26 protein-coding genes and 1 pseudogene are annotated in these 26369 nt (G+C 57.8%); 17 read left to right on the plus strand and 10 right to left on the minus strand.

Going from position 1 to position 26369, the window contains the following annotated elements; translation table 11 throughout:
- Positions 1 to 104: 104 nt before the first annotated feature.
- From ALP40_RS14840 to ALP40_RS14865, 6 genes are read left to right on the plus strand one after another with little or no spacing between them, the layout of a single operon-like run.
- Positions 105 to 830, plus strand: coding sequence for an RDD family protein (locus ALP40_RS14840; protein ID WP_122208994.1), 726 nt, complete (start codon positions 105 to 107; stop codon positions 828 to 830).
- The gene (locus ALP40_RS14845; protein WP_122208995.1) at positions 827 to 1807 is read left to right on the plus strand and encodes a stage II sporulation protein M; all 981 of its coding nucleotides are present in this window, start codon (positions 827 to 829) and stop codon (positions 1805 to 1807) included. The genes ALP40_RS14840 and ALP40_RS14845 overlap by 4 nt, the downstream gene beginning before the upstream one ends.
- Positions 1794 to 3383 (plus strand): DUF4129 domain-containing protein, encoded by a 1590-nt coding sequence (locus tag ALP40_RS14850; RefSeq protein ID WP_122208996.1) that lies wholly within the window; start codon positions 1794 to 1796, stop codon positions 3381 to 3383. Before ALP40_RS14845 ends, ALP40_RS14850 begins: the two co-directional genes overlap by 14 nt.
- Positions 3380 to 4594: a DUF4350 domain-containing protein gene (locus ALP40_RS14855; RefSeq protein ID WP_122208997.1), complete on the plus strand. Its 1215-nt coding sequence runs from the start codon at positions 3380 to 3382 to the stop codon at positions 4592 to 4594. The genes ALP40_RS14850 and ALP40_RS14855 overlap by 4 nt, the downstream gene beginning before the upstream one ends.
- A complete protein-coding gene (locus ALP40_RS14860) occupies positions 4591 to 5634 on the plus strand; it encodes a MoxR family ATPase (protein WP_122208998.1) in 1044 nt (347 codons plus the stop codon). Before ALP40_RS14855 ends, ALP40_RS14860 begins: the two co-directional genes overlap by 4 nt.
- Positions 5631 to 6974: a DUF58 domain-containing protein gene (locus tag ALP40_RS14865; RefSeq protein ID WP_122208999.1), complete on the plus strand. Its 1344-nt coding sequence runs from the start codon at positions 5631 to 5633 to the stop codon at positions 6972 to 6974. Before ALP40_RS14860 ends, ALP40_RS14865 begins: the two co-directional genes overlap by 4 nt.
- A 23-nt stretch (positions 6975 to 6997) precedes the next feature.
- Here the strand turns inward: ALP40_RS14865 and ALP40_RS14870 are convergent, their stop codons facing one another.
- Entirely contained in the window at positions 6998 to 7357 is a 360-nt protein-coding gene (locus ALP40_RS14870; protein ID WP_122209000.1) for a PilZ domain-containing protein, read from the minus strand.
- A 194-nt stretch (positions 7358 to 7551) separates the two neighbouring features.
- Positions 7552 to 7926 (minus strand): tol-pal system YbgF family protein, encoded by a 375-nt coding sequence (locus ALP40_RS14875; protein ID WP_122209001.1) that lies wholly within the window; start codon positions 7924 to 7926, stop codon positions 7552 to 7554.
- 176 nt (positions 7927 to 8102) lie between these two features.
- On the opposite strand from ALP40_RS14875, the gene pyk reads away from it, so the two are divergent.
- On the plus strand, positions 8103 to 9554 hold the full coding sequence (gene pyk, locus ALP40_RS14880; protein ID WP_122209002.1) for a pyruvate kinase: 1452 nt from the start codon (positions 8103 to 8105) through the stop codon (positions 9552 to 9554).
- Between the two features lie 308 nt (positions 9555 to 9862).
- Here the strand turns inward: pyk and ALP40_RS14885 are convergent, their stop codons facing one another.
- Positions 9863 to 10801: an iron-sulfur-binding ferredoxin reductase gene (locus tag ALP40_RS14885; protein ID WP_122209003.1), complete on the minus strand. Its 939-nt coding sequence runs from the start codon at positions 10799 to 10801 to the stop codon at positions 9863 to 9865.
- A gap of 179 nt (positions 10802 to 10980) precedes the next feature.
- Between ALP40_RS14885 and ALP40_RS14890 the strand changes: the two genes are divergently transcribed.
- Positions 10981 to 12504 (plus strand): fumarate hydratase, encoded by a 1524-nt coding sequence (locus tag ALP40_RS14890; protein WP_122209004.1) that lies wholly within the window; start codon positions 10981 to 10983, stop codon positions 12502 to 12504.
- Between the two features lie 66 nt (positions 12505 to 12570).
- On the opposite strand, the gene ALP40_RS14895 is transcribed toward ALP40_RS14890, so the two are convergent.
- On the minus strand, positions 12571 to 13215 hold the full coding sequence (locus ALP40_RS14895) for a hypothetical protein (protein ID WP_122209005.1): 645 nt from the start codon (positions 13213 to 13215) through the stop codon (positions 12571 to 12573).
- Positions 13216 to 14117: 902 nt separating this feature from the next.
- Between ALP40_RS14895 and ALP40_RS14905 the strand changes: the two genes are divergently transcribed.
- The 3 genes from ALP40_RS14905 to ALP40_RS14915 all read left to right on the plus strand — a co-directional run bounded on the left by ALP40_RS14905 (position 14118) and on the right by ALP40_RS14915 (position 17296).
- Complete coding sequence (locus tag ALP40_RS14905) at positions 14118 to 15110, plus strand: zinc-dependent alcohol dehydrogenase family protein (RefSeq protein ID WP_122209006.1); 993 nt, start codon at positions 14118 to 14120, stop codon at positions 15108 to 15110.
- 167 nt (positions 15111 to 15277) lie between these two features.
- Positions 15278 to 16174, plus strand: coding sequence for a LysR family transcriptional regulator (locus tag ALP40_RS14910; RefSeq protein WP_122209007.1), 897 nt, complete (start codon positions 15278 to 15280; stop codon positions 16172 to 16174).
- A gap of 162 nt (positions 16175 to 16336) precedes the next feature.
- Positions 16337 to 17296: an LLM class oxidoreductase gene (locus tag ALP40_RS14915; RefSeq protein WP_122209008.1), complete on the plus strand. Its 960-nt coding sequence runs from the start codon at positions 16337 to 16339 to the stop codon at positions 17294 to 17296.
- An 85-nt stretch (positions 17297 to 17381) separates the two neighbouring features.
- Here ALP40_RS14915 and ALP40_RS14920 read toward each other — a convergent pair.
- Positions 17382 to 17884 (minus strand): annotated as a pseudogene (locus ALP40_RS14920) (AAA family ATPase); the annotation flags it as partial.
- A gap of 179 nt (positions 17885 to 18063) precedes the next feature.
- Between ALP40_RS14920 and ALP40_RS14925 the strand changes: the two are divergent.
- Positions 18064 to 18480, plus strand: a complete 417-nt coding sequence (locus tag ALP40_RS14925) for an Imm50 family immunity protein (protein WP_183136047.1) — start codon at positions 18064 to 18066, stop codon at positions 18478 to 18480.
- A gap of 281 nt (positions 18481 to 18761) precedes the next feature.
- Here ALP40_RS14925 and ALP40_RS14930 read toward each other — a convergent pair whose 3' ends face one another.
- On the minus strand, positions 18762 to 19226 hold the full coding sequence (locus tag ALP40_RS14930; protein WP_122209010.1) for a hypothetical protein: 465 nt from the start codon (positions 19224 to 19226) through the stop codon (positions 18762 to 18764).
- Between the two features lie 481 nt (positions 19227 to 19707).
- Between ALP40_RS14930 and ALP40_RS14940 the strand changes: the two genes are divergently transcribed.
- A complete protein-coding gene (locus ALP40_RS14940; RefSeq protein WP_122209012.1) occupies positions 19708 to 20034 on the plus strand; it encodes a barstar family protein in 327 nt (108 codons plus the stop codon).
- Between the two features lie 209 nt (positions 20035 to 20243).
- Here the strand turns inward: ALP40_RS14940 and ALP40_RS25870 are convergent, their stop codons facing one another.
- The 3 genes from ALP40_RS25870 to ALP40_RS14950 form a co-directional block, all read right to left on the minus strand.
- Positions 20244 to 20372: a hypothetical protein gene (locus ALP40_RS25870; protein WP_259640709.1), complete on the minus strand. Its 129-nt coding sequence runs from the start codon at positions 20370 to 20372 to the stop codon at positions 20244 to 20246.
- A gap of 93 nt (positions 20373 to 20465) precedes the next feature.
- Positions 20466 to 21107, minus strand: a complete 642-nt coding sequence (locus ALP40_RS14945) for a transmembrane anchor protein (protein WP_122209013.1) — start codon at positions 21105 to 21107, stop codon at positions 20466 to 20468.
- 12 nt (positions 21108 to 21119) lie between these two features.
- The gene (locus tag ALP40_RS14950) at positions 21120 to 21857 is read right to left on the minus strand and encodes a HupE/UreJ family protein (protein WP_122209014.1); all 738 of its coding nucleotides are present in this window, start codon (positions 21855 to 21857) and stop codon (positions 21120 to 21122) included.
- A gap of 513 nt (positions 21858 to 22370) precedes the next feature.
- On the opposite strand from ALP40_RS14950, the gene ALP40_RS14960 reads away from it, so the two are divergent.
- From ALP40_RS14960 to ALP40_RS14975, 4 genes are read left to right on the plus strand one after another with little or no spacing between them, the layout of a single operon-like run.
- The gene (locus ALP40_RS14960) at positions 22371 to 22664 is read left to right on the plus strand and encodes a metal-sensing transcriptional repressor (RefSeq protein ID WP_122209015.1); all 294 of its coding nucleotides are present in this window, start codon (positions 22371 to 22373) and stop codon (positions 22662 to 22664) included.
- Positions 22665 to 22671: 7 nt separating this feature from the next.
- Positions 22672 to 23802 (plus strand): nickel/cobalt efflux transporter, encoded by a 1131-nt coding sequence (locus ALP40_RS14965; RefSeq protein WP_122209016.1) that lies wholly within the window; start codon positions 22672 to 22674, stop codon positions 23800 to 23802.
- A gap of 12 nt (positions 23803 to 23814) precedes the next feature.
- Positions 23815 to 24252, plus strand: coding sequence for a YqaA family protein (locus tag ALP40_RS14970; protein ID WP_122209017.1), 438 nt, complete (start codon positions 23815 to 23817; stop codon positions 24250 to 24252).
- Entirely contained in the window at positions 24249 to 24995 is a 747-nt protein-coding gene (locus ALP40_RS14975; protein WP_259640710.1) for a conjugal transfer protein TraX, read from the plus strand. Before ALP40_RS14970 ends, ALP40_RS14975 begins: the two co-directional genes overlap by 4 nt.
- Before the next feature lie 39 nt (positions 24996 to 25034).
- Here the strand turns inward: ALP40_RS14975 and ALP40_RS14980 are convergent, their stop codons facing one another.
- Entirely contained in the window at positions 25035 to 26345 is a 1311-nt protein-coding gene (locus tag ALP40_RS14980) for an MFS transporter (RefSeq protein WP_122209018.1), read from the minus strand.
- Positions 26346 to 26369: the final 24 nt, after the last annotated feature.

Consider the following 26369-nt stretch of genomic DNA (forward strand, 5'->3'; position numbering starts at 1 on the left):
GCCTCAGACACCTTTTCTTACAGGGTCTGTTTTGAAAGGCCGGTTGCTTAGCATCGCAGTGCTAGCTAGCATCAGTTTTCGCCTTCAGGTACCGCCTCCCCATCATGTCATCACCGCCCGCTTCGCAAAGGATTGCAGCGCAGCCATTGCCGCTGGATACCCGCATTGCCATCGAGACCCCGGAAGGCATCGACATGATCCTTCGTCCTGCGGGTCTGGTTGTCCGCGCGTTGGCATTCGGGATCGATCTGGCCATCCGGGGTCTGGCACTCGGTGCGCTGTTTTTCATCCTCCAGGTGTTCGACAAATTCGGCATGGGGCTGGCCGCCATTGCGCTGTTTCTGGTGAATTGGTGGTACATGGTGCTGTTCGAGGTGCTGAATCAGGGCCGTACGCCCGGCAAGCGCGCCTCGGGCCTGCGCGTGGTCAACGACGATGGCACGCCGATCGGCTGGGCCTCTTCACTTATTCGCAACCTGCTGCGTTTCGTCGACATGCTGCCGGTGGCCTATAGCGTCGGAGCCGTCAGTTGCCTGAATCACCCGCAGTTCAAGCGCTTGGGCGACCTGGCCGCCGGAACCCTGGTGGTTCACACCGACCTGCCTGTGCAGCGGCCCACCCTGCCGGCCGTCGAGCCTTACGTGGTGCCGGTTGCCCTTAGACTGGACGAGCAGCGCGCCCTCCTGAGTCTGGCCGAACGCCAGGGTGAGCTGTCCGAAGCACGCACCCGTGAGCTGGCCGCGATTCTCGTCGAGCCGCTGCAATTGTCTGCTGACAAGGCCGTCACCCAAGTCAACGGTATCGCACGCAGCCTGACGGGGGCGACATGAAACAGATTCAGTTCGAGGCCCGTCATCAGGCCGAGTGGCAGCACTTCGGCGAATGCCTGGATGCCCTAGAGCGCGGCAAGGCCGACCCCAAGTCCTGTGAGCGCTTCCCTGCCGACTACAGACGTCTTTGCCATCAACTGGCGCTGGCTCAGGAACGCGGCTACAGCAGCCACTTGATTGACCCGCTTCACCAACTGGCCATGCGCGGTCACCAGCAGTTGTACCGGCATCGCAGTGCGCTGGGTGCGCAGTTCCTGACCTTCATCCTTGCAGGCTTTCCGAGAAGCGTTCGGGCCGAATGGCGTTTCGTACTGGTGGCCAGCCTGATCTTTTTCGGCAGCCTGATCGGCACAGGCCTTTTGGTGTACGGGTTTCCAGAGCTGATTTACAGCATTGTCAGCCCTGAACAGGTCAGCGACATGCAAAGCATGTATGACCCTGCGGCGAGCCGTATCGGTCAGGCATTGGAGCGCGCCTCCGACGACGACTGGGTGATGTTTGGCTACTACATCATGAACAACATCGGCATCGCCTTTCAGACTTATGCCAGCGGCTTGCTGTTTGGCGTGGGCAGCCTGTTCTTTCTGCTCTTCAATGGCCTGATGATCGGTGCAGTGGCTGGCCATCTGACAGACATCGGCTTTGGCCAGACTTTCTGGTCATTCGTCATCGGTCATGGCGCTTTCGAACTCACGGCCATCGCACTGGCCGGAGCCGCTGGCCTGAAGCTGGGATGGGCCTTGCTGGCACCCGGCAGGTTCACTCGCGGTGAAGCCCTGCGGATCGCCGCACAGGGCAGCGTACAACTGATCGGCGGCGTGATCATGTTCCTGCTGATCGCGGCGTTCATCGAAGCCTACTGGTCATCGATGACCTGGCCGACGCCACTTATCAAGTACCTGGTGGGTGCGACACTTTGGGCGCTGGTGGGCACCTACCTGACACTGGCAGGGCGGACCACCCATGCGCCTGACTGAATCGAGCGTCGCCATCCGCCCTCGCCCGGCCTGGGAAGCCATTGATCTGGGCGTTCTCATGGCCCGTGAGCACCGGACGCTGCTGATGGGCAGTTGGGCGCTCGTCACGCTGCCAGCTTTCGCCGTCCTCAGCCTGTTGCTCTGGGACTATCCGTCGGTGGCAGTGTTTCTGTTCTGGTGGCTCAAACCCGCCTTCGACCGCCTGCCGTTACTGATTCTGTCCCAAGCCTTGTTTGGCACTACGCCCACACTCAAACAAGCGCTCAAAGCCTGGCCCGCCACCCTGAAAAACCAGTTGCTGCCCAGCCTGCTGTGGCGTCGCCTGAGCCTGACCCGCAGCTTTCAATTGCCGGTGCAGCAACTGGAAAACCTTTCAGGTGCCGAGCGGACACGTCGCCTCACCCTGCTTGGCCAGAAAGACTTACGAGCCGCCCGCCTGTTGACCATTGTCGGTGCGCACCTGGAATACTCGCTGTGGATCGGGCTGATGATCCTGTTCTATCTGTTCATTCCTCAGCAGATCGAAATCGACTGGCAGTGGCTGAGTCTGGTCGACACCCAGGCAGACTGGAACTGGCTCGAACACCTGACCAACCTGTTTTATGTCCTGGCATTGGTGCTGTGGGAGCCTATTTATGTCGCGTGCGGTTTTACGCTGTACCTCAATCGCCGCACGGTCCTTGAGGCGTGGGATATCGAACTGACCTTCCGGCGGCTGCGCCAGCGATTGATCGGCACAGCTTATGTCCTGCTGATCGGTGCTGCGCTGCTGTTCATCGCCGCCCCGCCGTCTGCGATGGCCGATTCTCAAAGCTACAGCTGTCCATTGCCTGAGCCCCTTGCTGCGCAACAGTCAGCCGCAACCGCAGCACCCGACTCGCCACGTCTCATCCATCAGCCGCTCACCAGCGAAGCGGCGCGGAGCGAGATCAAGAGCATCCTGCAAGCGCCGCCGTTCAAGAACCCCAAGACGGTTTCCGGCTGGCGCTTCCCGGAGCGGGAAGACAAGGCAGCAACACCCAAGAACCGCGCCAATGAAAGCGCAGTCGTCACATGGCTCAACCGACTGCTGGCGGCTGCCAGTGCCTTGGCCAGTGCTGTGAAAATACTGCTGTGGGCGGTGGCATTGGCCGTGATTGGCCTGCTGGTCTGGCGTTACCGCACCTGGCTGGGCACATTCGTCAACCGCAGACCGCGCCAGCCTGTGTGCGCCCGCGAAGCGCCAGAACAGCTTTTCGGCCTGCAAGTCAGCGCAGAAAGCCTGCCGGACGATGTCGCCGCCAGCGCAGAAAGACTCTGGAGCACTTCACCACGCGAAGCGCTCGGCCTCCTTTATCGCGCTTTGCTCAGCCGCCTGCTGAACGACTATCGCCTGCCGCTGAAAACGGCCGACACCGAAGGTCAAGTGCTTGAGCGCATCGAACGTCTCGACCAGCCCCAACTGGCTGAATTCAGTCGGGCACTGACCACGCACTGGCAGAACCTCGCTTACGGCCATCGTCTGCCGCCAGCACAGTCACAACAGCAATTGTGCGATGGCTGGCGTCGCCTGTTCGGCCCAGAGGCCGACGCATGAGCCGACGCAATGTGCTGATCACAGGGATCGTTGTGATCCTGTTGATGCTTGTCGGCTTTTATATAGGCAGTCATCTTGAGCGTTACGAGAAAACTGTCGACCAGGGTCCCTCTCCCGAAGCCAGGTCGAACCCCTATCTGGCCGCAGCAGAATTTCTTCGTCACCGCGCCGTGCCGGTCACCGTTACGCGCACACTCGCCGAGCTGCCTGACACAAAGCAACGCATGCAAACACTGCTGCTGCTCGACGACCGGGAAAACATGACCCCGGCACAAACCGAGCGCCTGTTGGACTGGGCCGCCTCGGGCGGACATCTGATATTCGTGGCCGAACAACTGTGGGATGAGCGCAAAGGCCGCAGCGGCGACTTGTTGCTCGACAGCATAGAGATTCGCCAGTACCTGACGAAAGACATCAAGGCGCAGGACCTGCAAGCCGATGACACACGGCCCAGCCTGCCCATTCCGCTGATGGCGCAACCGCCTGAACGGCAAAAAGTGAAGTGGCCGGAGCTGACGCGTCTGTACCTTGAAAATGAGAACGCTCCCGCCTACATGAGCTTTGACCCGGCTTTCCACCTGGAAGACCCCAACGACCACGCCGACGCGTGGGCCAACAGTGCCGATGCCACGCACATGGTGCAGGTGAGCCAGGGCGACGGGTTGATCACGGTGCTCACTGACGCCAATCTCTGGAAGACCCGCGCGATCGGCAAATACGACAACGCCTGGCTGCTCTGGTATCTGACCCAGGACAGCGACGTCACGCTGTTGCTGCAAACCGAACATGACAATTTGCTGAGCCTGCTGCTGCGCCACTTTTCGCTGGCGTTAGTGGCACTGGCGCTGCTGATCGGGCTTGGCCTCTGGCATGTCGGGTTACGCGAAGGCCCTGTGCAGTTGCCAGCAGCCCGAACTCGACGGCAACTGACAGAACACTTGCGAGCCAGCGCCGAGTTCCTGCGCCGACGCAGCGGGCAACATACGCTGCTCAAGAGCCTGCAACAGGACGTCTTGCGCCGCGCCCGTCAGCGCCATCCGGGTTTTGAATCCCTGGCCGTTGCCGATCAATGGCAGGTACTGTCGCGACTCACTCGTCAGCCAACCAGCGCCATCAGCGATGCCTTGCGACCAAGACCGCAACAGCGCCTCTCCCATAGCGACTTCACCCGTCAGGTGGCCCACCTGCAAACCCTCAGGAATGCCTTATGAGCGATCAAGCGCCCGAACAGCCAGGCAGTGTCGAGCCTGTCATGCCTGCGAGCACCGACAATGCGGTCAACACGCAGGCCCAACAGCGCCAGCGCGCCAGCCATCTGGCTCAGGTACTGCGCGGCGAACTGCAAAAGGCAGTCATTGGCCAGAACGCCGTCATCGACGATGTGCTGACCGCATTGATAGGCGGTGGTCACGTATTGCTTGAAGGTGTCCCGGGGCTGGGCAAGACATTGCTCGTGAGGGCACTTGCCAGTTGCCTGGGCTGCGAGTTCGCCCGCATTCAGTTCACCCCCGACCTGATGCCCAGCGACGTGACGGGTCATGCGGTCTACGACTTGCAGACCGAACAGTTCAAGCTGCGCAAGGGGCCGATTTTCACCAACCTGCTATTGGCCGATGAGATCAACCGGGCACCGGCCAAGACCCAGGCTGCACTGCTCGAAGCCATGCAGGAACGTCAGGTGACGCTGGAAGGAAAGGCGCTGCCTATCGCGCAGCCGTTCATGGTGCTGGCCACGCAGAACCCTATCGAACAGGAAGGCACTTATCCGCTGCCCGAGGCCGAACTGGACCGCTTCATGCTCAAGCTGCGCATGGACTACCCGCACGCACAGGAAGAGCTGGACATGGTGAGTCAGGTGACGCGTTCGACCCGTGCCGACATGCTCGACGTGCGGCCGCTCAAGGTGGTCATGCAAGCCCGCGAAGTCCAGGCATTGCAACGCATTGCCAGTGATCTGCCGATGGATGAGCAGGTGCTGGACTACGCCGTACGACTGGCACGCAGCACCCGGACCTGGCCGGGCCTGAGCCTGGGTGCAGGCCCACGAGCGTCTATCGCGCTGGTGCGTGGCGCTCGCGCCCGGGCTCTGCTGCGCGGTGGCGAGTTCGTGATCCCGGACGACGTCAAAGGGTGTGCGCTAGCCGTGTTGCGCCATCGCGTGAGGTTATCCCCTGAGCTGGATATCGAGGGCCTTTCGGTGGACCAGGTGCTCAGGCAGATCCTTGATCAGGTTCCGGCGCCACGCCTTTGAATCAGGTCCTTAAACCCTCAACCCTGCTCCTACGCTGGCTTGGCGCATTGCTGGGCGTTGCCGTGCTGCTCGGCGTGCTCAATGCGTTGGGGATCGATTATCCCCGGCAGGTCGATACCCTTTATTGGAGCGCGATGCTGGCGCTGACCGGGGTGTGTCTATTTGACGGATTTCGCCTGACACGCCTGCCCTCCCCGCGCCTCTCGCGCCATCTGCCAGGCAGTCTGGCGCTGAACCGCTGGAACGAAGTACGGCTGGACGTCGAACATGACAGTGCCGTCCCGCTGAACATCAGCGTCATTGATCATCTGCCAGCTGGCCTGACGTCCGAGAACCTGCCGCAGACCCTTGAGGTCGCCAGTCGGGGTAAAGCTCAAATGGGTTACCGGGTGCGCCCCCTCAAACGCGGTCACTTCACGTTCGAGCAATGCGAACTGAATCTGCAAAGCGGTCTGCGCCTATGGTCAGCACGGCGTCGCCTCCCTCTGCAAGGCAGCACACGCGTTTATCCTGACTTCGCTCGTCTGTATGACGGCCAGTTGCTGGCGGTGGAAAACTGGCTCAGCCAGATCGGGGTGCGCCACTCGCAACGCCGCGGCCTGGGGCTGGAATTCAACCAGTTGCGAGAGTTTCGCGAAGGCGACAGCCTGCGCCAGATCGACTGGAAAGCAACCGCCCGGCAACGCGCGCCCATCGCCCGCGAATATCAGGACGAGCGGGATCAGCAGATCGTGTTCATGCTGGACTGCGGGCGCCGCATGCGCAGCCAGGACGGCGACCTTTCCCACTTCGATCACGCACTCAATGCCTGCCTGCTCCTTAGCTACGTTGCCTTGCGTCAAGGGGATTCAGTGGGCTTGATGACGTTTGCAGGCGAGCAGAACCGTTACCTGTCCCCGGTTAAAGGCCACAGCCAGTTGAACCTGCTGCTCAACAGCGTCTATGACCTGCAGACGACTCAGCGACCTGCCGATTACAGTGCAGCCGTCAATCAACTGCTGATTCGCCAGAAAAGACGAGCCTTGGTGGTGCTGGTCACCAACCTGCGCGACGAAGACGATGAAGAGCTGCTCGCGGCCGTCAATCGGCTCGGTCGTCGACACCGCGTGCTGGTGGCAAGCCTCAGAGAAGAAGTACTGGACAGCCTCCGGCACTCACCGATACAGACGTACGACGAGGCGCTGAGCTATTGCGGGACCGTGAACTTTCTAAATGCGCGTGCAACGTTGCATGACCGGATGGTCGCGCATGGCATCAATGTGTTGGACGTGCGCCCGGGAGAATTGGGCGCACAGTTGGTCACTCGCTACCTCGGCTGGAAGAAAGCTGGAACGCTCTGACCAGCTTCCCCAACCGAAACATTTCACGCCGACGCTTCAAGCGTCGGGTAGAAACAAAAGTACCGCCGCAGGATCAACACCAGACCCAGATAGTCTTCCGACGCCTCGGCAAGCTCAAAACCGGAATCGTAGCAACCGGGCGTTTCATCTTCATGGCACCACAAGCACGTCGCGCTGACATCAATCATTTTAAGCCCGTCACTGCGAGGCATTTTGACACGCAGATCAAATCTGGCACCTACCAACAGAGGAATACTGCTGATCAACATCAAACCTTCCTCGGAAACATTACCCAGACAACCGAGTGGACGGTCGGTGTGACGATTGAAAACCTGAAGATACTCCTGCAATTGGTGTCGTTCGATTTTTCGATCTTTAAGCATGGCAGGCCACCTTCAGAGACCATTGAACATGGTCACATAGAACTCTGCTCCCGCAGCCGTACATCAAAATTCCGATGCCGCAGGAACTCCCTAGACTAGAGCCTTGAGGCCCTTTCATTCCCTTGACAGTCAGCCTAGCGCAAATCCTTCCAAGATCCACCCGAATACGACACCGGTCATCCAATCGGGTGTAATTATTTTGAAGCGGGTATCGGCCGCGCGCGCTGTACTGGCGGGTAGTGGCCCAGTTGGGCCAGTGTGTCCAGACGCGCCTTGGCACGATACGCATATTCACTGGCCGGATACTGAGTCATCAGAAATTGGTACGTCTGGGCCGCATCGACGTAAAGCTTCTGGCGCTCCAGGCACTGTCCACGCAACATCGACACCTCAGGCTGCACATAGCGCCGCTCGCGGCTCTGACGTTCGACCTTGGACAGATCGAGCATCACTCGATCACAGTCACCTTCCTGATAGGCGCGGTAGGCATGATCCAGATTGGAGTTCATTGCCCAACGGGTGCAACCGCTGACCGCAGCCAGTAATACAACAATCGTTACAATACGCATGGGACTCTCCTGTTCTCTGCCATTTATCGGCTCGATATCCAATTTCTTCAGGTCAATCGAGCACCGGCCGTCAGCCGATTGCCCTGCCCTCGTGCAGCGAGGTAGTGCAAAGGAACAATGACTAAACACACAGACAGGAGTAGCCTCTCGCTGCGCTTCAATTAAGGAGTTTGTGCATGACCGTTCGTCGCACCAAAATCGTCGCCACCCTTGGCCCTGCCAGTAACTCGCCGGAAGTCATCGAACAACTGATCCTTTCGGGTCTTGATGTTGCTCGCTTGAACTTCTCCCACGGCACGCCGGATGAGCACAAGGCTCGCGCCAAGCTGATCCGTGAAATCGCCGCCAGACACGGGCGCTTCGTCGCTCTGCTGGGCGACCTGCAAGGCCCCAAGATTCGTATCGCCAAGTTCACAGACAAGCGGATCGAGCTGAAAGTAGGTGACAAGTTCACCTTCTCCACCGCTCACCCGCTGACCAGTGGCAACCAGCAGATCGTGGGCATCGACTACCCGGATCTGGTCAAGGATTGCGGCGTAGGCGACGAGCTGTTGCTCGACGACGGTCGCGTGGTCATGCGCGTCGACACTCAGACCGCTGACGAACTGCACTGCACCGTGTTGATCGGTGGCCCGTTGTCGGACCACAAAGGCATCAACCGTCGCGGCGGTGGCCTGACAGCGCCTGCGCTGACTGAAAAAGACAAGCTGGACATCAAGCTCGCTGCCGAAATGGACCTGGACTACCTGGCCGTTTCCTTCCCGCGCGACGCTGCCGACATGGAATACGCCCGCAAACTGCGTGACGAGTCCGGCGGCACCGCCTGGCTGGTGGCGAAGATCGAACGCGCCGAAGCCGTTGCCAACGACGAAGTGCTCGACGAACTGATTCGCGCCAGTGACGCGGTCATGGTTGCCCGCGGCGACCTGGGTGTCGAGATCGGCGACGCCGAACTGGTCGGCGTTCAGAAACGCATCATCCTGCACGCACGTCGCCACAACAAAGCGGTGATCGTGGCAACGCAGATGATGGAGTCGATGATTTCAAGCCCCATGCCGACCCGCGCAGAAGTGTCCGACGTGGCCAACGCCGTGCTCGACTACACCGACGCCGTCATGCTGTCGGCTGAAAGTGCGGCCGGTTCCTACCCGATCGAAGCGGTTCAGGCGATGGCGCGCATCTGCGTCGGCGCTGAAAAGCACCCGACCGGCAAGACCTCCAGCCACCGCATCGGTCACTCGTTCACGCGCTGTGACGAAAGCATCGCGCTGGCGGCCATGTACACCGCCAACCACTTCCCAGGCGTGAAAGCGATCATTGCATTGACTGAAAGCGGCTACACCCCGCTGATCATGTCGCGCATTCGCTCCTCGGTGCCGATCTACGCGTTCTCCCCGCACCGTGGCACTCAGGCCCGCGCGGCGATGTTCCGTGGCGTCTACACCGTACCGTTCGACCCGGCAGCCCTGCCGCCAGGTCAGGTCAGCCAGGCAGCCGTCGACGAGCTGCTCAAGCGCGGTCTGGTCGAGCAAGGCGACTGGGTCATCCTGACCAAGGGCGACAGCTACCACACCATCGGTGGCACCAACGGCATGAAGATCCTGCACGTCGGCGATCCATTGGTCTGACGTCCAGCGCACCACGCAAAAGCCCCGACTCGCGAGAGCCGGGGCTTTTTTGTGACTCGTGGCATGCCTGTCTTGGGGGAGCGGACCGGGCGGCGCTGCGCTTGTCCGCGAAACCGACTTCCATATAACGAAAGCTCAGCATCGTCTAAACCGGGGTTTTCGCGAGCAAGCTCGCTCCCACGGGAGTCCGCATATCAACGTGGGCGAGCTTGCTCGCGAAAACAGTACAAGCCACACATTCCACTCATCGCCCAGTTGCGAAGGCAGAGCGTTCTCCAACGAACTGCATACCGACAGCTCGCCTCATACTACTCTCGGCGAACGAACACATCCGCCAGCAACTGATTACGCGGCAACCCTGCCAGATACAAACGCTTGGCAAACACCTCGACACTCTCCGGACTGCCACACACCAACGCCATCGCCTGACGCGACAGCAGGCGCAGCTCGGCCAGCGCATCCTGAAGCGTCTCTTGCGTAATGAGCTGAACCTGCAACAGCGGGTGAACCGCTGCCAGTGCCTGCAGTTCAGAGGCCAGGTAGTGTTCCTGAGCGTCATGCGCCAGATGAATCAAGCGAATTGCGCCCTGATGCTCCTGCCGTAAAGCCTCACGCAAGACGCCCCATAACGGTCCCAGCCCAGTACCGGCGGCCAACAACAAAAGCGGTTTGTCCTGCCAGTCCGGGTCGTAACGCAGCGCTCCGCCGCGCAGTTCGCCCAGCCTTAAACCATCGCCTACCTTCAACTGACGCGCATGGTCGCAAAAAGCGCCGGGGTGCCGGCAGTCGAGATGAAACTCCAGAAACCCGTCATCGCCCGGCAGGCTCGCCAGCGAGTAAGGCCGCGCCACGCCCTGCTCCGTCCACAGCACCTGATGCTGCCCGGCGCGATACCGCAGCGGCTTGCCCGGTTCCAGACGCAAACGCATCACCGTGGGGCTGAGCCAGTCGCAGCTCTGCACCGTGGCAGGCAAACCGTCCAGCAGCGGGTCGTACACCTCGACCGTCAAGTCCTGAACCACCTTGCACTGACACGCCAGCCGCCAGCCCTGCTGACGCTTCTCGGCGGGCAGAGCGGTCGGCAGCGCGTCCAGCGGATCGCCTTTCACGCAGCGCACCAGACAGGCATGGCAGCTGCCCGCACGGCAACTGTAAGGCACACGAACACCGGCCTGATTCAAGGCGTCGAGCAGGTTACTGGCTTCGGCCACCGCCCAACTGCGGTCACCGACGTGCAAATGCGGCATCAAAGCGCCCCGTGCAGAAAATAACGGCGATTGTACAGACTGGCCTGTCGGGCGGGTTATACTGCCGCGCCTTTTTGCGCCCGCTACGGCTACCCTGACAGCTCTGGTTCAAGCCGCAGTCCCCGACTGTCGCCGATAGCGTAATTGAATGTTCCCGTCCTTACAGAGGAGCGCGCCGCATGACCGTGATCAAGCAAGACGACCTGATTCAGAGCGTTGCAGACGCCCTGCAATTCATTTCCTACTACCACCCCGTAGATTTCATCCAGGCCATGCACGAGGCGTATCTGCGTGAAGAGTCGCCTGCCGCCCGCGACTCCATCGCCCAGATCCTGATCAACTCGCGCATGTGCGCGACCGGTCATCGCCCGATCTGCCAGGACACCGGCATCGTCACCGTTTTCGTACGCGTCGGCATGGACGTACGCTGGGATGGCGCAACGATGGGCCTGGACGACATGATCAACGAAGGCGTGCGTCGCGCCTACAACCTGCCTGAAAACGTACTGCGCGCCTCGATCCTGGCCGACCCGGCCGGTGCTCGCAAGAATACCAAGGACAACACCCCCGCGGTCATTCACTACTCCATCGTCCCGGGTAACACCGTGGAAGTGGACGTGGCGGCCAAGGGCGGCGGCTCGGAAAACAAATCGAAGATGGCGATGCTCAACCCGTCCGACTCGATCGTCGACTGGGTCCTGAAAACCGTGCCGACAATGGGCGCGGGCTGGTGCCCACCGGGCATGCTCGGCATCGGCATCGGCGGCACCGCCGAGAAGGCAGCAGTCATGGCCAAGGAAGTGTTGATGGAGTCCATCGACATTCATGAGCTCAAGGCACGCGGCCCACAGAATCGCATCGAAGAGATGCGCCTGGAGCTGTTCGAGAAGGTCAACCAACTGGGCATCGGCGCTCAGGGCCTGGGCGGTCTGACCACCGTGCTCGACGTCAAGATTATGGACTACCCGACCCACGCCGCCTCGCTGCCGGTGTGCATGATCCCCAACTGCGCCGCCACGCGCCACGCGCACTTCGTGCTCGACGGCACCGGCCCGGCCTCACTGGAAGCGCCATCGCTGGACGCTTACCCGGAAATCGTCTGGGAAGCCGGCCCATCTGCCCGCCGCGTCAACCTCGACACCCTGACCCCGGAAGACGTGCAGAGCTGGAAGCCGGGCGAAACCGTCCTGCTCAACGGCAAAATGCTCACCGGCCGCGACGCCGCGCACAAGCGCATGGTCGAAATGCTCAACAAGGGCGAAACCCTGCCGGTCGACCTCAAAGGTCGCTTCATCTACTACGTCGGTCCGGTTGATCCAGTGCGCGAAGAAGTCGTTGGCCCAGCGGGTCCGACGACGGCCACGCGCATGGACAAATTCACCCGTCAAATCCTCGACCAGACAGGCCTCTTGGGCATGATCGGCAAATCCGAGCGCGGCCCGACCGCCATCGAAGCCATTCGTGACCACAAAGCCGTCTACCTCATGGCCGTCGGCGGCGCCGCCTACCTCGTCGCCCAGGCGATCAAGAAATCCAAGGTCGTTGCCTTCGCCGAACTGGGCATGGAAGCGATCTACGAGTTCGAGGTCAAGGACATGCCGGTGACCGTTGCCGTAGACAGCAGCGGCGAGTCCGTCCACATCACCGGCCCCGCGATCTGGCAGAAGAAGATCAGCGACAGCCTGGCGGTGGAAGTGCAGTAAGTCATACCGTGCACAGCAAGACATGAAAAACCCGGCGAAAGCCGGGTTTTTTATAAGCCTTGTAGCTCAGACGAACACATCCAGAGGCTTCGCCGGATTGACCCCGATGATATGAATGGGCGACTCATCCAGGTACAACCCATCAAACAGAAAAGGAATGTTCTGATGATTGCCACTGAGCGCCACCTGGAACTGCTGGCCCTTGGCGTTGCTTTCAAAGGAGCGCAAGTAAGTACGGTCCTGGTCCTCGTTGTATTCAATCTTCAATGTACCGTTGTAACCGTTGCCGTCACGCTCCAAACCAATATCGAGGATATAAAAGGCGTCGCCGTCTTCGAAGTCGGTAATCAGGCCTGAATAGCTGCCATCTGCCGTCCGGTAACTGTCCTCAACGTTGTAATAAAGGAAAATGTCCCGCCCTTCTCCGCCACTGATGGTGTCCTTGCCGTAACCGCCCACCATCACATCGTCCCCAGCACCGGCGTTGATCCGGTCATTACCTTGAAAACCGACCAACTGATCGTCGTAGTCACCGCCATTGAGCGTGTCATTTCCGACGGTGCCGACCACATCCAGATTGTCCCGCGTGAGGGTGTTGACCACTTTCGGCCCGGTGGGATTACCGAAGTCGAAGGCGTTGCGATTCAGATCGGAGGTGAGATCGCCATTGAACAACACTTCAAATCGATTACCTGCGGCATCCGTTTCCATTGATTTCAAGATTGTCTGAGTGCCTACGGCATTGAGTTCGACTTTCAAAGTGCCGTTATAGCCATTGCCCAGCCCCGTGAAGTTCAGACCGGCCAGGTCGATGATGTCGGCCTGAGCCGCGTTGAAATCGGTAATCAGGTCCCGTGTCTTGATGCCTGAAGTGGCGTGAACGCTGTCCGTGATGGCGTTGAATACGAAATCGTCCGCACCGTTATTGTCGCAGCGTTGTCGCGGCGGGACTCTTTAGACCTGGGGGATCTGGTGCACCTGCGTGGCCGCTGCGAGCACATCCACGTCTTCGAAAAGGCCAGCGGGTTGCGGATTGACTAGCCCGATAAACCGGTGGATGGCTGCGCGTGGATCTGATCCCGGGTTGGCCGTACGACAGCTGACGTCACCATTGCCGCAACGAAACATTGGTACAAAGCCCACGCCGTCCCGCCTATGACTACAGCATCAGCCTGGCAAAAAAAGATTCTGACGCCTAGATCCATGGCCAACCAACCAGCGGAGGCTGATCTGTCATCTTCGATAGGGCGACTCTTTTGAAAAAACAGATCTCCTGCCTGGCCTGCGGCAAAACAGGTCGTCGGCCAGCGGGAGGATTCGCAGCATGACGGGGCAATGGTCGGGCGGGTCGATGGACACGGCGCCACATGCTGCTTTGGGGCGACATTGTGCATGTGCATTCTGTGCAATCGCCGCATCCGTAGATAACCATCGCGGTGGACGCCCGCGTAGTGAAAAGGCCACGGTATCCCCGTGGTCTTTTCACTTCCCTACCAGCCAGGGATTGGTTCTTTTCGAATACCAATCTATGAGCCGATCAGCGCTCTTTCGCAGGCAAGAAGGTCAGTAGCCTTGGCATAACTTTTCAGAAGTAGCCATTAATGAGGTGTGCCATGTCCAAGGTTGTCCACTTTCACCGTACGGGTGACGCTGATGTTCTGACTCTCGATGAAGTCGCTGTACCGGCGCCGGAGAGCGACGAGGTTCAGATCGAAGTCAAAGCCATCGGCCTGAACCGTGCTGAAATCATGTACCGCACCGGGCAGTATGTGATCGAGCCCCGGTTCCCGGCGAAGCTGGGCTACGAAGCGGCCGGGATTGTTCGCGCGGTTGGCAGTGACGTCCGCGACGTTGTTCCCGGTGACGTAGTCAGTGTCGTGCCGGCGTTCTCCTTCGCTGATTACGGCATGTATGGTGAAGTGGTCAATGCGCCTGCGCATGCTGTCGTCAAGCATCCGTCCAATCTCAGCTTCGTGGAAGCAGCGGCCAGCTGGATGATGTTTGTCACTGCATACGGCGCCTTGATTGAGTATGGAAATCTACAGGCGGGTGAAACCGTGCTCATCCCGGCTGCGTCGAGCAGTGTCGGGCTTGCAGCGATCCAGATCGCCAATATGCAGGGCGCCATCCCGGTAGCCCTGACCCGCACAAGTGCCAAGCGTCAGGCATTGCTGGATGCGGGTGCAAAATATGTCATTGCCACCCAGGAAGAGGATCTGATTGCCAAGGTGGCAACGATCACCGATGGCAAAGGTGCGCGCATCGTTTTCGACCCCGTGGGTGGCCCCGAGGCAGCCAAGCTGATCAAGTCCATGGCCAATACCGGGATCTTCTTCCAGTATGGCGCTCTGGATCATCGCGATATCCCGGTTCCCGTCTTTGACATTCTTGGCAAGCACCTGACCGTGCGCGGCTACGAGCTATTCGAAATCACGATGGATATGCAAAAGCTGGCCAATGCCAAGGCGTTCGTTGCCAAAGGCTTGGCAGGCGGTCAACTCAAGCCCGTCATCGACCAGGTCTTCCCGCTTACTGACATCGCGGCAGCACACCGCCGAATGGAGTCGAATGCGCAGATCGGCAAGATCGTCGTCGTGGTTGACTGAGTAAAATGCTACGGCAGCCAGATTGGCTGCCGTACGCCATCGATGTTTGCTCCCCAAGCAGTGGTGGCTTATTTTGCGTTGGTGTCTGAGAGAGGCAATCCTGACTTCGCTGTCGTCCTCAGTGCAGAGTACGTGTGGCCCGATGCACAGTTAACTGGAGGACGGCGATGAACTTGATTGAAGCCATGCAAATGTTCGTGGCCGTGGTTGACCATGGCAGCTACACCAAAGCGGCTGAGGCGCTCAATGTGCATCGTCCGGCACTCTCCAAGCTCATCCAGAATCTTGAGCACGAACTCGGCGTGCAGCTTTTACACCGCACCACGCGCAGAGTGAACACCACACCCGCTGGCGACGAGTTCTACGAACGCAGCCTTAAATTACTCAGTGAACTAGCGGAAACACTGGAATTGTTTTCGCCGACTCGTCCGCCGCGAGGCAAGCTCAGGATCGACATGCAGACCGTACTCGGTCACGCGGTGATCATCCCTCGGCTGCCCGAGTTCATGGAACGCTACCCTGGCCTGGAAATATCCTTGGGGGCCTCCGATAATTTGAACGACCTTATTGCGGACGGCATCGATTGTTCCGTGCGGCTCGGTGATCTGGATGATTCAAGCCTGATTGCCAAACGTATCGGCGAGGTAGCGTTGGTGACCTGCGCGGCTCCCGCCTACATAAAGAAACATGGCTTACCCGACACGCTGGATGATTTGCAGGCTCACCTGGCAGTCAATTTCATGGTTGAGCAGCGCCGCCAGATCATGCCCTGGCGCTTCAAGGCCAACGGTAAAACTATCAATGTGAAGGTGCATAGCGGCATTGTCGTCGACAACGCCGAGGCGTTGCTTTACTGCGCTTTGGCGGGGATCGGGATGGTGCAGGGACTGCGACCGGCGTTGCAGCGATACATCGACAGCGGACGTCTGGTGGAGGTATTGCCGGATGTTCCAGTCGAGCCGAAGACCGTTTCCGTATTGTTTCCAGATCGACGTCATCTTTCACCCAATGTGCGGGTATTCGTCGAGTGGGTAAGTGCTTTGTTCCAAGAGAAAATGCGTTAGCACGCGGCCTATTGGTATTAATTGAATAACAGTTCATGACTCGTTAATGGATTTATCCCTCCTCCGTCTACACGTACCTTTCTCTCTACACCCGAATATGGCGCCAATCGGTCAGGGCGCGGCCATCCCGGTACCCAAGCCTTTTAAAGGGAGAGGAAGATAATGTCGGAGAAAAGAGTGCCCCCGAATGGGCTGGCTGAGAGCATTTTTTCCAGGGTCTTTGTCCCTGGAAAGCTGACGTTCGGCCTGCTCACGCCACTGGAGGGTCATCCCCTGAGCGATACCCCAACCATGGTGGAACATACCGCGCTCGCCACGCTGGCCGACGATCTGGGGTTTGCCGCGCTCTGGCTGCGAGATGTGCCGCTGCGTGACCCGTCCTTTGGCGACGTGGCCCAAGTGTTCGACCCTATGGTGTACGCGGCATGGCTGGCTGCGGCGACCCGGCGTATCGCAATTGGTACGGCCGGAGTGATCCTGCCTTTGCGAGACCCTATTGCAGTGGCCAAGCAAGCGCTTTCAGTCGATCAACTCTCCCAAGGGCGTTTCGTGCTGGGTGTATCGACAGGAGATCGCCCCTCCGAATATCCGTCGTTCGGTGTTGAGTTCGACAACCGAGAAGCACGCTTTCGTGATGCCTATGCTGTGATCCGTAAGGTTATGAACCAGTCCTTTCCGGTTCACCAGTCGAGCTACTACGGCCGTCTGGACGGAACTCTGGATCTGATTCCCAAGGCATTTGATGCCCGGCTACCGACGATAGCTGTAGGACGCTGCGGCCAGGAAATCGCCTGGCTGGCAGAGCATATGGATGGCTGGATCTGGCACCAGAGCGACCTTGAGCTGTTACCTTCATTGATCAGTCGCTGGCAGTCCGCATGCGGCGCGCAGACGTTCAAGCCTTACGGCTATGGAACGTTCTTTGAGCTGGACCCAGACCCCAATGCCCCAATCCGCTGGGGACGAGGGCTACGCGGCGGGCGAAATGCGCTCATCAGCCTTTGGCAGCGGCAGAGTGACCAAGGTGTGTCGCATATTGCTTTGAATATGAGGGTGTCGCACCGCTCAGTGAAAGACAGTGTCCAAGAGTTGGCTGAGTACGTGCTCCCGCTCTTTGCCTAAGGACATGTTAAAACTGGCTGTGTGTCAGCTTCTGGCCGTCGTCTGCTCCGACAATAACGTGTCCTGTTCTGCTGTCCGACCAGACTTCAGTGGGCAGCAGATGTTTGGTGATCATCGATACGGCTTGCACCGGCAAAGTCAGGGCCGTGTCTATCGAAAACGGGGCATCGGCCCATGTCTCATATTCGTGATCCAACACAGATTGCCAGGTCGGTGGAGTCAGCCCCTGAATATCACCTAACCTTGTTTCTACACGGCGCTGATGTTCCTTTTTATCCGAGCAAATCACTTCAATTTCATCAACCGAACGCCGGCCCTTAAGGCGATGTCGCTCCAGGCGATTCGTCTTTCGATCACTGGATTTACACAGTCAACGATGACTGTACGCCCTAGATTCAGACTACTCAGCGCAACCTCACTAGCGACCATGTAGCCACTGCGCGCTACATCTTGCGCCAGTGCACCTAGGTTTCGTATCGCTTGCTCAATCGTATCGATCCGCAGGTAGAGAGCGCCTAATGTATCGACGAGCCCCTTTGCGATAGTGGTTTTCCCGGTGCCCGGAAGGCCGCTGAATACGAATAGCATTATCTGTCCTTGGACTTGGATTACCATAATATTGGCCTCGCATGGCGAAAAGACTGTGCGACCTCACCGAACGGTTTAGCGTCCACAGACTCAGAGTGAGATGCAGTCGTTGCAAAATGCTTGCTGATTGATGCGTATCTACCGTATATCAGTCGATGATGGCATCTTGGAAGTCGGCCGTGAAACCCGAAGAACTCATAAATAGCGCAGAGCTTGTGATTGAAGCCATTGGCTTCTGGCCATCGTTTCACGACGCAGAGGTGATCTCTTTTTCGGTATCGCGCGCACTTCCAGACCAAGGTTCGGCTACGGTCGCCAAGCTCTGCATTCACTACCGTGAGCATGATGCGGTTGGCGTTGGGACGGCGGACTTTGAATACGTTTGCCAGAAAAGTTTACTGGTTGAGCTGATATTCAGTGAGATCCACGACCTTTCACTGACGGATTTCAATCCACAAAACGTGCTCGAATCAATTGATCTAAAGCGATCACAAGACTTATCGATTCTTGTGGATATCGTCTCGATCTGGGGAATTGGCGGAACAATCCGTTGCAACCATGTAGCCGTCGGAGCGGTAACCAACCTTCTGCCCTGATGCTGGTCTGCTCTACTTTGTACCAGCTTTACATTTTATGGAGGGTCGCCATGGACCGGTGCGGCTTGAGGTGGAGCATGCCCCGGCCATTTTTCCCTTGGCGCTGAGTGTCTACATTGATTCAGCTTCTCGGTGTTAGCAGGCTAGGTGAAGGTCGGCTTTAGGTCGATATCGGCCATAGGGGGCGGCAGCTTTCGCTCCCATAACGTCTTACGAATGGCGTACCCCTATTGCAGCAGCATAAAAACCGTCATCTACGAAGACCGCCCCATAGCGATTAGTCATATATGCAAAATATCGTTTCTGACGCTGGTTTTGGTGTAATTGATAGGCGGGTACTCACAGTGGTTTTGAAAATACCACCATAATAACTGACCCTCAGCTTGAATTAAGGTCTCTCCGAACGGAGAGAAATCGTGAAACGATATGCTGATTGCACCGTATTCGTCAATAATATGCTCGAACTTCATTCGATTTGCTTTAGAAGTAGCATGCAGGCTGGCAAATGGGTAGTACCTGTTGCCAAAACTATGTTTGGTCTGGCCAATATACAGTATATTACTCTCACCCTTTAAACGACGGACATTCTTTTCGCTTCGAAATAGATAAACGATATTCTTTGTTTTTTTGGCCGAGCCAGAACCATAAACTTTACGAAAGCATTCCTCGGATACTATCTCGATTTTATCTGGAAGCGCCAAAAATCCATCAACCGTCTCATAGAGGTTTTTGCTGCTCAGCTCCATTTATGCACTCCATCCTAATGGTGTTAAATAATGTGCAGATCACAGCACGGTGAGGCGCTTGCTACTGCGGGAACCAGTATTTCGGTGAGCGCACGGCATCTAAGTGCGGAAATGATCCACCAACCGATGTCCAGATTCGCCTTTGCGAACTTCGGCTCGCGGCATCGCAGCGCAAGCTCATGGGTTACTGCGGGTATATTCATACGCCGCTGCCTTGGGTCTCCTATTGCAGCGCTCCATGGTACACAACCGTTCGGTGTAGGGGGATTATCTGTTGAAGGAAGCTGGTTAAGCGTGCCGTTCTGTCCACTTTCAGCCGATATATGACGCTCCCGAAAGATGGCTTTCGGGCAGAAGCGTTCATTGCAACGTCGTTGGTAGAGGATTGGGACCTGGATGCGCAAATATGCAGCCAGCAATTGACTTCACCTAGCGAGACCGCCATATCTGATTTTTCAACGTGACGAAGGTTATTCTGACAATGGTACAAGTGGACGCAAACCTGATTTCTGACTGGCAAACATTCCACAGTGTTTTCGCAAAACAGTTCGGCTTTCCTGGCTTCTACGGTCGCAATATGGACGCCTGGGTTGATTGTCTTTCTTACCTTGATGACCCCAGCGCAGGAATGTCGTCTATCCACGTTCAAAACGGACAAACGCTTTCATTAGTCATCGATAATGCTCAAAGCTTCAAGCGCCGCTGTCCTGAACAATTTAAAGCGCTTGTGGAATGTGCAGCTTTTGTGAACTGGCGAATCGTGGTTGCTGGCGGCACCCCGCTCTTGGCACTTGCTTTCAACGTTTAAGTGCTCACCCACCTCAATCGACAGGGGTGTCATCAACGAATACGATTGGGCTAAGGTTACAATCCGGACAGACTGTTATCGGCCATTAGCTGCCATACGTGACTACCAGCAATCGACCCAAAACAGTCATTTTTTTGCAAGATGTCAGGCCAAAATTTTTCGTCACGCAGAAAAAACAAGGCCGCATTTGCGGCCTTGTTTTTAGGGGGTTATTCGTGGGAATGTCCGTGCTCAGCGTTGTCGGAAGTAGCGCCTTTCTCACCACCGCCGCATGCCGTCATCAGGCCGAGGAAGCAGATCAGGAGCATCGAACGAAATAGAGTGGTTGGGGTTTTCATGGTAGGACTCTTCAAATATTGGCGAAATAAATGGTCTTGGGGGCTGGCTGAACGTTGAATTTTCGGCAACAGGACAGCCATCGCTGTTTTGAATTACTGTTTGACGCTCAAGTAATCGCCGGTCGCTTTCAGTGCGATGGTCACGTCGCTGTTGCTGCGATTACGCCAAAACCAACCATGAGTGCCGTCAAAAATGGCGGTAAATTCACCCTTGTCACTTTTGACTTGCTTGCCCTTGCTGTAGCTGTGGAAGTAACCCTTCTCACCGTTGTAGGGTTCGCCATGGGTATCGAAGTTCACAGGCCCACCAACCGCAGTCCATTCGTAACTGACAGACTTGCCCTTCAAGACTTCGAGCTTTATTTCCGCCCCTTCACCGGGCTTGAGCGTGACGCTCATTTGATTAGTCTTCAAAGCTGAAGTGGGTGTGGGCGCCGGCTGAGCAACAGGTTTCGCAATAGGCTGGACTTGCGCAACCTGCGGAGCTGGAGCTGGAGCAGCAGCTTGCGGTGGCGCGGCATCCGCCAAAGCTTCCTGAGCTAGGATGATCTTCAGTTCGCCCATTTGGGTCAGTCCCAGCGCGCGGCCCACACCCGTAGGGTCAACGGCATATTCCGAAGGCATGACCACTGTCACCAACAAGCCGACCGCAGTCAGCAGGGCAATCACAGTGGAGCGCACCAGCTTGCGAGTGCTTGGCAATTCATTAACAGTTGGAAGCGGAGTATTGAACATGGTCAGAATTCCTTACGCGGAGACAAACAGGCCGGTGATCTGGTAACCGATCAGGAGGAAACCGGCACTCATCATGGCAACGTTGGTGGTATAGGCGTGGCGCCAGAAACTGCCGGCGCGCCGCCAATACCCCATCAGAATGAGAATCGCGCTGAGGGCCAGCAGCTGGCCGATCTCAACACCAACGTTGAAGGCGATCAGGTTCGGAATCAGTCCATCAGGTGAGATCTCGTATTCCTGGATCTTCGTCGCCAGACCAAAACCGTGGAGCAAGCCAAAGATCAGCGTGGCCACTTTGGTGTTGGGTTGGAAACCGAACCAGCGCTGGAATGCGCCCAGGTTGTCGAGCGCCTTGTACACCACCGAGAAGCCAATGATGGCGTCGATGATGTACGAGCTGATGCTGACCTCTGTAAGTACGCCAAGCAGCAGCGTGACCGAATGGCCTACAGCGAACAGCGTGACGTAGAGCCCCACGTCTTTCAGGCGATAGAGGAAGAAGATCACCCCGAACAGAAACAGCAGGTGGTCGTACCCGGTCATCATGTGCTTGGCGCCCATGTAGATGAAGGGCAGCAACATGACGCCGGAGCTTTCCTGGATGAAGCCCTTGTCACCTTCCGCGACGGCGTGAGCCATCGCCTCGGGCATTCCCAGGAAAAGTACAGCGACAAGTAAAAACAACAGCAATACGGGGCGGTGCAAAGGCGCAGTAAACGCGCCGACGCCGCTCATCGAGTACGAATGCATAGATCAATCCTACGTTGCAGAGATCGAAGGCCGCAGTGCGGCCAAGGTCAAGATGCGAACGAAGGACGGGGTGGACGCTCGATCAAGAATATCGGCGGCAGGGGAACAGAGTGTCGAAGCGCATCGACCCGGATGGATAGCATCGGGGATGTCGCCAGCATCAACGCCGCTGTGAGTTGTGGTGTTTCGTGCTGGTGATCAGGGGTCAATGGCGAATGGTAGTGATCTGAAAGACTCGAATAGCTGGATGAAGCCTCTTCGCCGTGGGAGTGATGGGCGTCTTGCGTGATCTCCCAGGCTGGCTGTTTCGACGCCACTGATAACGAATAGGTATGCCCGGCCCAAGCCACCAACATGGCGAGAGCCAGCGCGATTACCACCGTAGTTGTCAGTGTTCTGCTGAACATGGCGTTAGGGTTTCAACTCGGTTTATAGGGCTTTTACGCGTTTGACCACATCCCCCTAGGGGGGATAGGATGCCAGCGTAATTCATTGAGGCCTGAGGCTCAAGTCATGAGTGAGCACGAACACAGCCATCCCCACACCCACCAAAGTCATGAGGCGATCATCAAACGTCTCAAACGGGCGGATGGGCATTTACGCGGCATCATCACCATGATCGAAGAGGGTCGTGAGTGCGTGGACATCGCCCAGCAGCTGCATGCGGTTGAAAAAGCAGTGTGCCAGGCCAAACGTACGCTCATCCAGGATCACATTGATCACTGCCTGGAGGACACCGTTTCTGCGCTAGGCAATGGCGAGCGCGCACCACTGGAAGCTTTCAAGCAAATCACCAAGTACCTCTAGGTCTGTCATGCCCAATGAATTGCTGCAACAAGGCGGGGCTCACGCCTGGCTGTATTTCCCGAGCGCGATCCTGCTCGGCGCCTTGCATGGCCTGGAGCCGGGACATTCCAAAACCATGATGGCGGCCTTCATCGTGGCCATCCGTGGTTCGGTCAAACAGGCCGTTTTGTTGGGCTTGGCCGCAACGTTGTCGCATACCGCAGTGGTGTGGTTGGTCGCCATCGGCGGCATGTACCTTGGCAAAGGCCTGGATGCGCAAACCACTGAGCCGTACTTCCAGCTTGCCTCTTCTGCACTGATTATCGTGATCGCGCTATGGATGCTCTGGCGTACTTGGCGCGGCGAGCAGATGTTCAAGTTCGAGCAAGGTGATGATCATCACCACGGCGAGCACGACCATGGTCATCATGATGAGACCCATCGAATCGATACCGGCCATGGCCGCATCGAGCTGTCGATCTTCGAGGAAGGCATGCCACCGCACTGGCGCCTGAAGACACTGACCGGGCACGCTTGGGCTGCCTCAGATGTTCGCCTCATGACTGCTCGTCCGGACGGTAGCAGCCAATCGTTCTCTTTCGTTGAGCGCGACGGCTTTCTGGAGTCGACGGTCGATATTCCAGAACCACATGAGTTCAGTGCTCGCTTGAGTCTTGGGCATGCAGGCCACTCCCATGATTACGATCTCCAGTATCAGGAACACGATCACGGGCATGCTCATTCCGAATTGGAAGGCTTAGAGTTGTCGATTGATGGCTACCAGGATGCGCATGAACGTGCGCATGCCAACGATATCCGCAAGCGCTTCACCAATCGCGAGGTCACCACGGGTCAAATCGTCATGTTCGGTTTGACTGGCGGTCTGATTCCTTGTCCGGCAGCCATCACCGTTCTGTTGCTATGTCTTCAGGTTAAAGAAGTCGCGCTGGGAGGCATGCTTGTCCTGTGTTTCAGCATCGGATTGGCGCTCACCTTGGTCACTGTAGGTGCTGCGGCGGCAATTGGTGCTAAGCAGGCCTCCAACCGTTGGCCTTGGCTGGGCGCCGTGGCTCGTCGTTTTCCTTACCTGTCCAGCGTGCTGATCATTGGTGTTGGTCTGTACGTGGGCTTCCATGGCTGGATCGGCCTGAACGCTTGAGGCAAGTCTTTCGTGTTTGAACTCACGAGCTATATTGGGCTGTTCGTGGCGGCGTTCGGTGCTGCGACGTTATTGCCGATGCAGTCTGAAGCCGTGCTGGTCGGAATGTTGCTCTCCGACCGGTACGTCGTTTCTACGCTATTGGCGGTAGCCACTGTTGGCAACGTGCTTGGCTCCGCACTGAACTGGCTTCTGGGCCGTTCCGTTGAGCGATTCCGCCACAAGCGCTGGTTTCCCGTGAGCGAGAGCAAGTTAGAGAAAGCCCAGCATTCCTATCTGCGCTACGGGCGCTGGTCGCTGCTGATGAGCTGGGTGCCAATCATTGGCGACCCGCTGACAGTCGTCGCTGGAGTCATGCGCGAACCACTCTGGAGTTTCCTGCTGATTGTCACCTTGGCCAAGGGCGTGCGTTATCTCGTGCTGACCGCCGTCACAATGGGGTGGGCATGACCATGCGTACTGTCCCGCTTTCTCCACTCAACAGCCGAAGCAGTAGCCTGGATCTGATCAAGTGGCTAGCGATGTTGACCATGGTTATCGATCACTTGCGGTTGGTGTGGCCGGAGATGAGCAACCTGTTCATTCCGGGAAGACTTTCCTTTCCGTTGTTCTGTGTCGCAATTGCAGCCAACGTGGCGCGCTCCAAACAGGGTGAGTTGCTGACGGCGGCGAACGGTCGATACCTTGCATTGATGCTGTTGTTCGCTGCCATTTCAGAAGTGCCTTATCGTTACCTCAGCCCCTCGTCGGGAACATTCAACGTGCTGGTTACCCTGGCCTTCGGTTTGGTGATCGCCTTGGGATGGCAGCATCGCACGCTGCTAAGTGGCGCGATGGCGCTGATGGCCATAGCTGTTGCTTACGTGCTAAAAGATCCGCTGATGTACGGCTTCTATGGAACGCTCGTTCCAGCGGCGGCCTTGTTGGCGATCAAGAGGCCGGGTTTAGTTTGGTTTTTGCCAGCGGCGCTATGCTTGTTGATCAATACACGTAGCGGCACTATCGTGAACAAGGCGATGAACTTGGATGTCTATTCACTGCTTGTTTTGAGCACGGCTTTTACGGCTCCTCTAATCGGGCTCTGCCTTCTGCGGCAGACCGTCACCTCTAAGATTTGGCCGGTCAGGCAATGGGGATACTGGTTTTATCCGGGCCACCTTGCCGCTTTGCAAGCGCTACGGTTGCTTGGCTGAATACCGGTCACCAGCTTTAGCAAATCTAGGAACTCGCGATCACCTGCTGGGCCATTGGCGATGCTGATCATCGATCACGTATGGATGTTCGTGATCCACACCGTCCTGGCCGTCGATGTGCGCGTGATCGCCCGGCAGATTCTCATGGGTGTGTTTGATCGACTCCTGATCATGAGCTGGGCGCCAGATCACGATGCTGACCAGTAGTGCACTGCCTGCCACCACGGCGAGGCCAACAAACGACGCCGTGAGGCTGATGTTGGCTCCCAGCCATCCCGCCAGTGGGTAAGTAATCAACCAGCAAGCATGGGACAGCGCAAATTGGGCGGCAAACAACGCCGGGCGATCTTCGGCATGTGCCGAGCGACGCAACAGGCGACCGCTCGGAGTCTGGGCCAGCGAATAGCCCACCCCGAGCACCATCCACAGCGGCAGCAGGAAGTTGTAGGTGGTCAGGTTGATGCCGACGGCCAAGCCTACGACCAGTATTCCTCCGCCAAACAACATGGCCGTTCGGTCTTTGATGTTTTTCAGCAGGCGAGGCAAGACCAGGGCCGAGATCATGGAACCACCACCAAACGCAGCCAGCGCCAATGCCGTTGAGCTTTGGGGCAGAGCGAAGCGTGACTGAACCAGCACCACGGTGTTGACGATGACCATGGCACTGGCAGCCGCTACCGTCAGGTTGAGAGCCAGCAGCCCTCGCAGGCGGGGCGTCGCTAGGAATATGCGCATGCCACGGGTAGTTCGTTCATAGATGCTGCGTCGTGGTACTTGCTTCGCCTTTGGCAACAACACCGTGGCGACTAGGGCGGCAGAAGCGAGGAAGCCGATGACTGTGCCGGCGAAAAGGTTGTGGAAGCTGATCACCGTCAGGAGCGCGGCTGCGAGCATTGGGCTCGCGACACTTTCAAGATCGTAGGCTAGGCGCGATAACGACAGCGCACGCGTGTAGTCGTCTTCATCCGGCAGGATGTCTGGAATGGTCGCTTGGAACGTTGGAGTGAACGCTGCCGATGCGGACTGAAGGACGAAAATCAGCACGTAGATTTGCCAAACCTCGGTCACAAACGGGAGAGCCAGCGCTACCACGGCCCGCACCAGATCCAGAGAGACCAGCATGGCTCGGCGAGGCAGGCGCTCTGCAAAAGCCGCTGCAATGGGCGCAACGCCAATGTAGGCCGTCATTTTGATCGCCAACGCCGTGCCGAGAACGGCACCTGCTTGGGCGCCTGCTAGATCGAACGCCAGTAAACCGAGCGCGACGGTGGCAAGGCCAGTCCCTACGAGTGCAATCACTTGAGCCAGGAAAAGATGGCGATAGGATCGGTTGGCTAGGATTTTCAGCATGAGAAATCTCAAAAGGAAACGCGT

The organism is Pseudomonas viridiflava (assembly GCF_003702045.1).
In the GTDB taxonomy this organism is placed as follows: Bacteria; Pseudomonadota; Gammaproteobacteria; order Pseudomonadales; family Pseudomonadaceae; genus Aquipseudomonas; species Aquipseudomonas viridiflava_C.

Excerpts from the sequence above, each read along its gene's own strand:
- ALP40_RS14960 (WP_122209015.1), top strand. The coding sequence starts at position 22,371 with ATGAGTGAGCACGAACACAGCCATCCCCACACCCACCAAAGTCATGAG.
- ALP40_RS14980 (WP_122209018.1), bottom strand. The coding sequence starts at position 26,345 with ATGCTGAAAATCCTAGCCAACCGATCCTATCGCCATCTTTTCCTGGCT.
- ALP40_RS14840 (WP_122208994.1), top strand. The coding sequence starts at position 105 with ATGTCATCACCGCCCGCTTCGCAAAGGATTGCAGCGCAGCCATTGCCG.
- ALP40_RS25870 (WP_259640709.1), bottom strand. The coding sequence starts at position 20,372 with ATGAAAACCCCAACCACTCTATTTCGTTCGATGCTCCTGATCTGCTTC.
- ALP40_RS14850 (WP_122208996.1), top strand. The coding sequence starts at position 1,794 with ATGCGCCTGACTGAATCGAGCGTCGCCATCCGCCCTCGCCCGGCCTGG.
- ALP40_RS14950 (WP_122209014.1), bottom strand. The coding sequence starts at position 21,857 with ATGCATTCGTACTCGATGAGCGGCGTCGGCGCGTTTACTGCGCCTTTG.
- ALP40_RS14885 (WP_122209003.1), bottom strand. The coding sequence starts at position 10,801 with ATGCCGCATTTGCACGTCGGTGACCGCAGTTGGGCGGTGGCCGAAGCC.
- ALP40_RS14870 (WP_122209000.1), bottom strand. The coding sequence starts at position 7,357 with ATGCTTAAAGATCGAAAAATCGAACGACACCAATTGCAGGAGTATCTT.
- ALP40_RS14915 (WP_122209008.1), top strand. The coding sequence starts at position 16,337 with ATGTCGGAGAAAAGAGTGCCCCCGAATGGGCTGGCTGAGAGCATTTTT.
- ALP40_RS14940 (WP_122209012.1), top strand. The coding sequence starts at position 19,708 with ATGGTACAAGTGGACGCAAACCTGATTTCTGACTGGCAAACATTCCAC.
- ALP40_RS14905 (WP_122209006.1), top strand. The coding sequence starts at position 14,118 with ATGTCCAAGGTTGTCCACTTTCACCGTACGGGTGACGCTGATGTTCTG.
- ALP40_RS14860 (WP_122208998.1), top strand. The coding sequence starts at position 4,591 with ATGAGCGATCAAGCGCCCGAACAGCCAGGCAGTGTCGAGCCTGTCATG.
- ALP40_RS14945 (WP_122209013.1), bottom strand. The coding sequence starts at position 21,107 with ATGTTCAATACTCCGCTTCCAACTGTTAATGAATTGCCAAGCACTCGC.
- ALP40_RS14890 (WP_122209004.1), top strand. The coding sequence starts at position 10,981 with ATGACCGTGATCAAGCAAGACGACCTGATTCAGAGCGTTGCAGACGCC.
- ALP40_RS14875 (WP_122209001.1), bottom strand. The coding sequence starts at position 7,926 with ATGCGTATTGTAACGATTGTTGTATTACTGGCTGCGGTCAGCGGTTGC.
- pyk (WP_122209002.1), top strand. The coding sequence starts at position 8,103 with ATGACCGTTCGTCGCACCAAAATCGTCGCCACCCTTGGCCCTGCCAGT.
- ALP40_RS14910 (WP_122209007.1), top strand. The coding sequence starts at position 15,278 with ATGAACTTGATTGAAGCCATGCAAATGTTCGTGGCCGTGGTTGACCAT.
- ALP40_RS14975 (WP_259640710.1), top strand. The coding sequence starts at position 24,249 with ATGACCATGCGTACTGTCCCGCTTTCTCCACTCAACAGCCGAAGCAGT.
- ALP40_RS14965 (WP_122209016.1), top strand. The coding sequence starts at position 22,672 with ATGCCCAATGAATTGCTGCAACAAGGCGGGGCTCACGCCTGGCTGTAT.
- ALP40_RS14930 (WP_122209010.1), bottom strand. The coding sequence starts at position 19,226 with ATGGAGCTGAGCAGCAAAAACCTCTATGAGACGGTTGATGGATTTTTG.
- ALP40_RS14855 (WP_122208997.1), top strand. The coding sequence starts at position 3,380 with ATGAGCCGACGCAATGTGCTGATCACAGGGATCGTTGTGATCCTGTTG.
- ALP40_RS14895 (WP_122209005.1), bottom strand. The coding sequence starts at position 13,215 with ATGGAAACGGATGCCGCAGGTAATCGATTTGAAGTGTTGTTCAATGGC.
- ALP40_RS14845 (WP_122208995.1), top strand. The coding sequence starts at position 827 with ATGAAACAGATTCAGTTCGAGGCCCGTCATCAGGCCGAGTGGCAGCAC.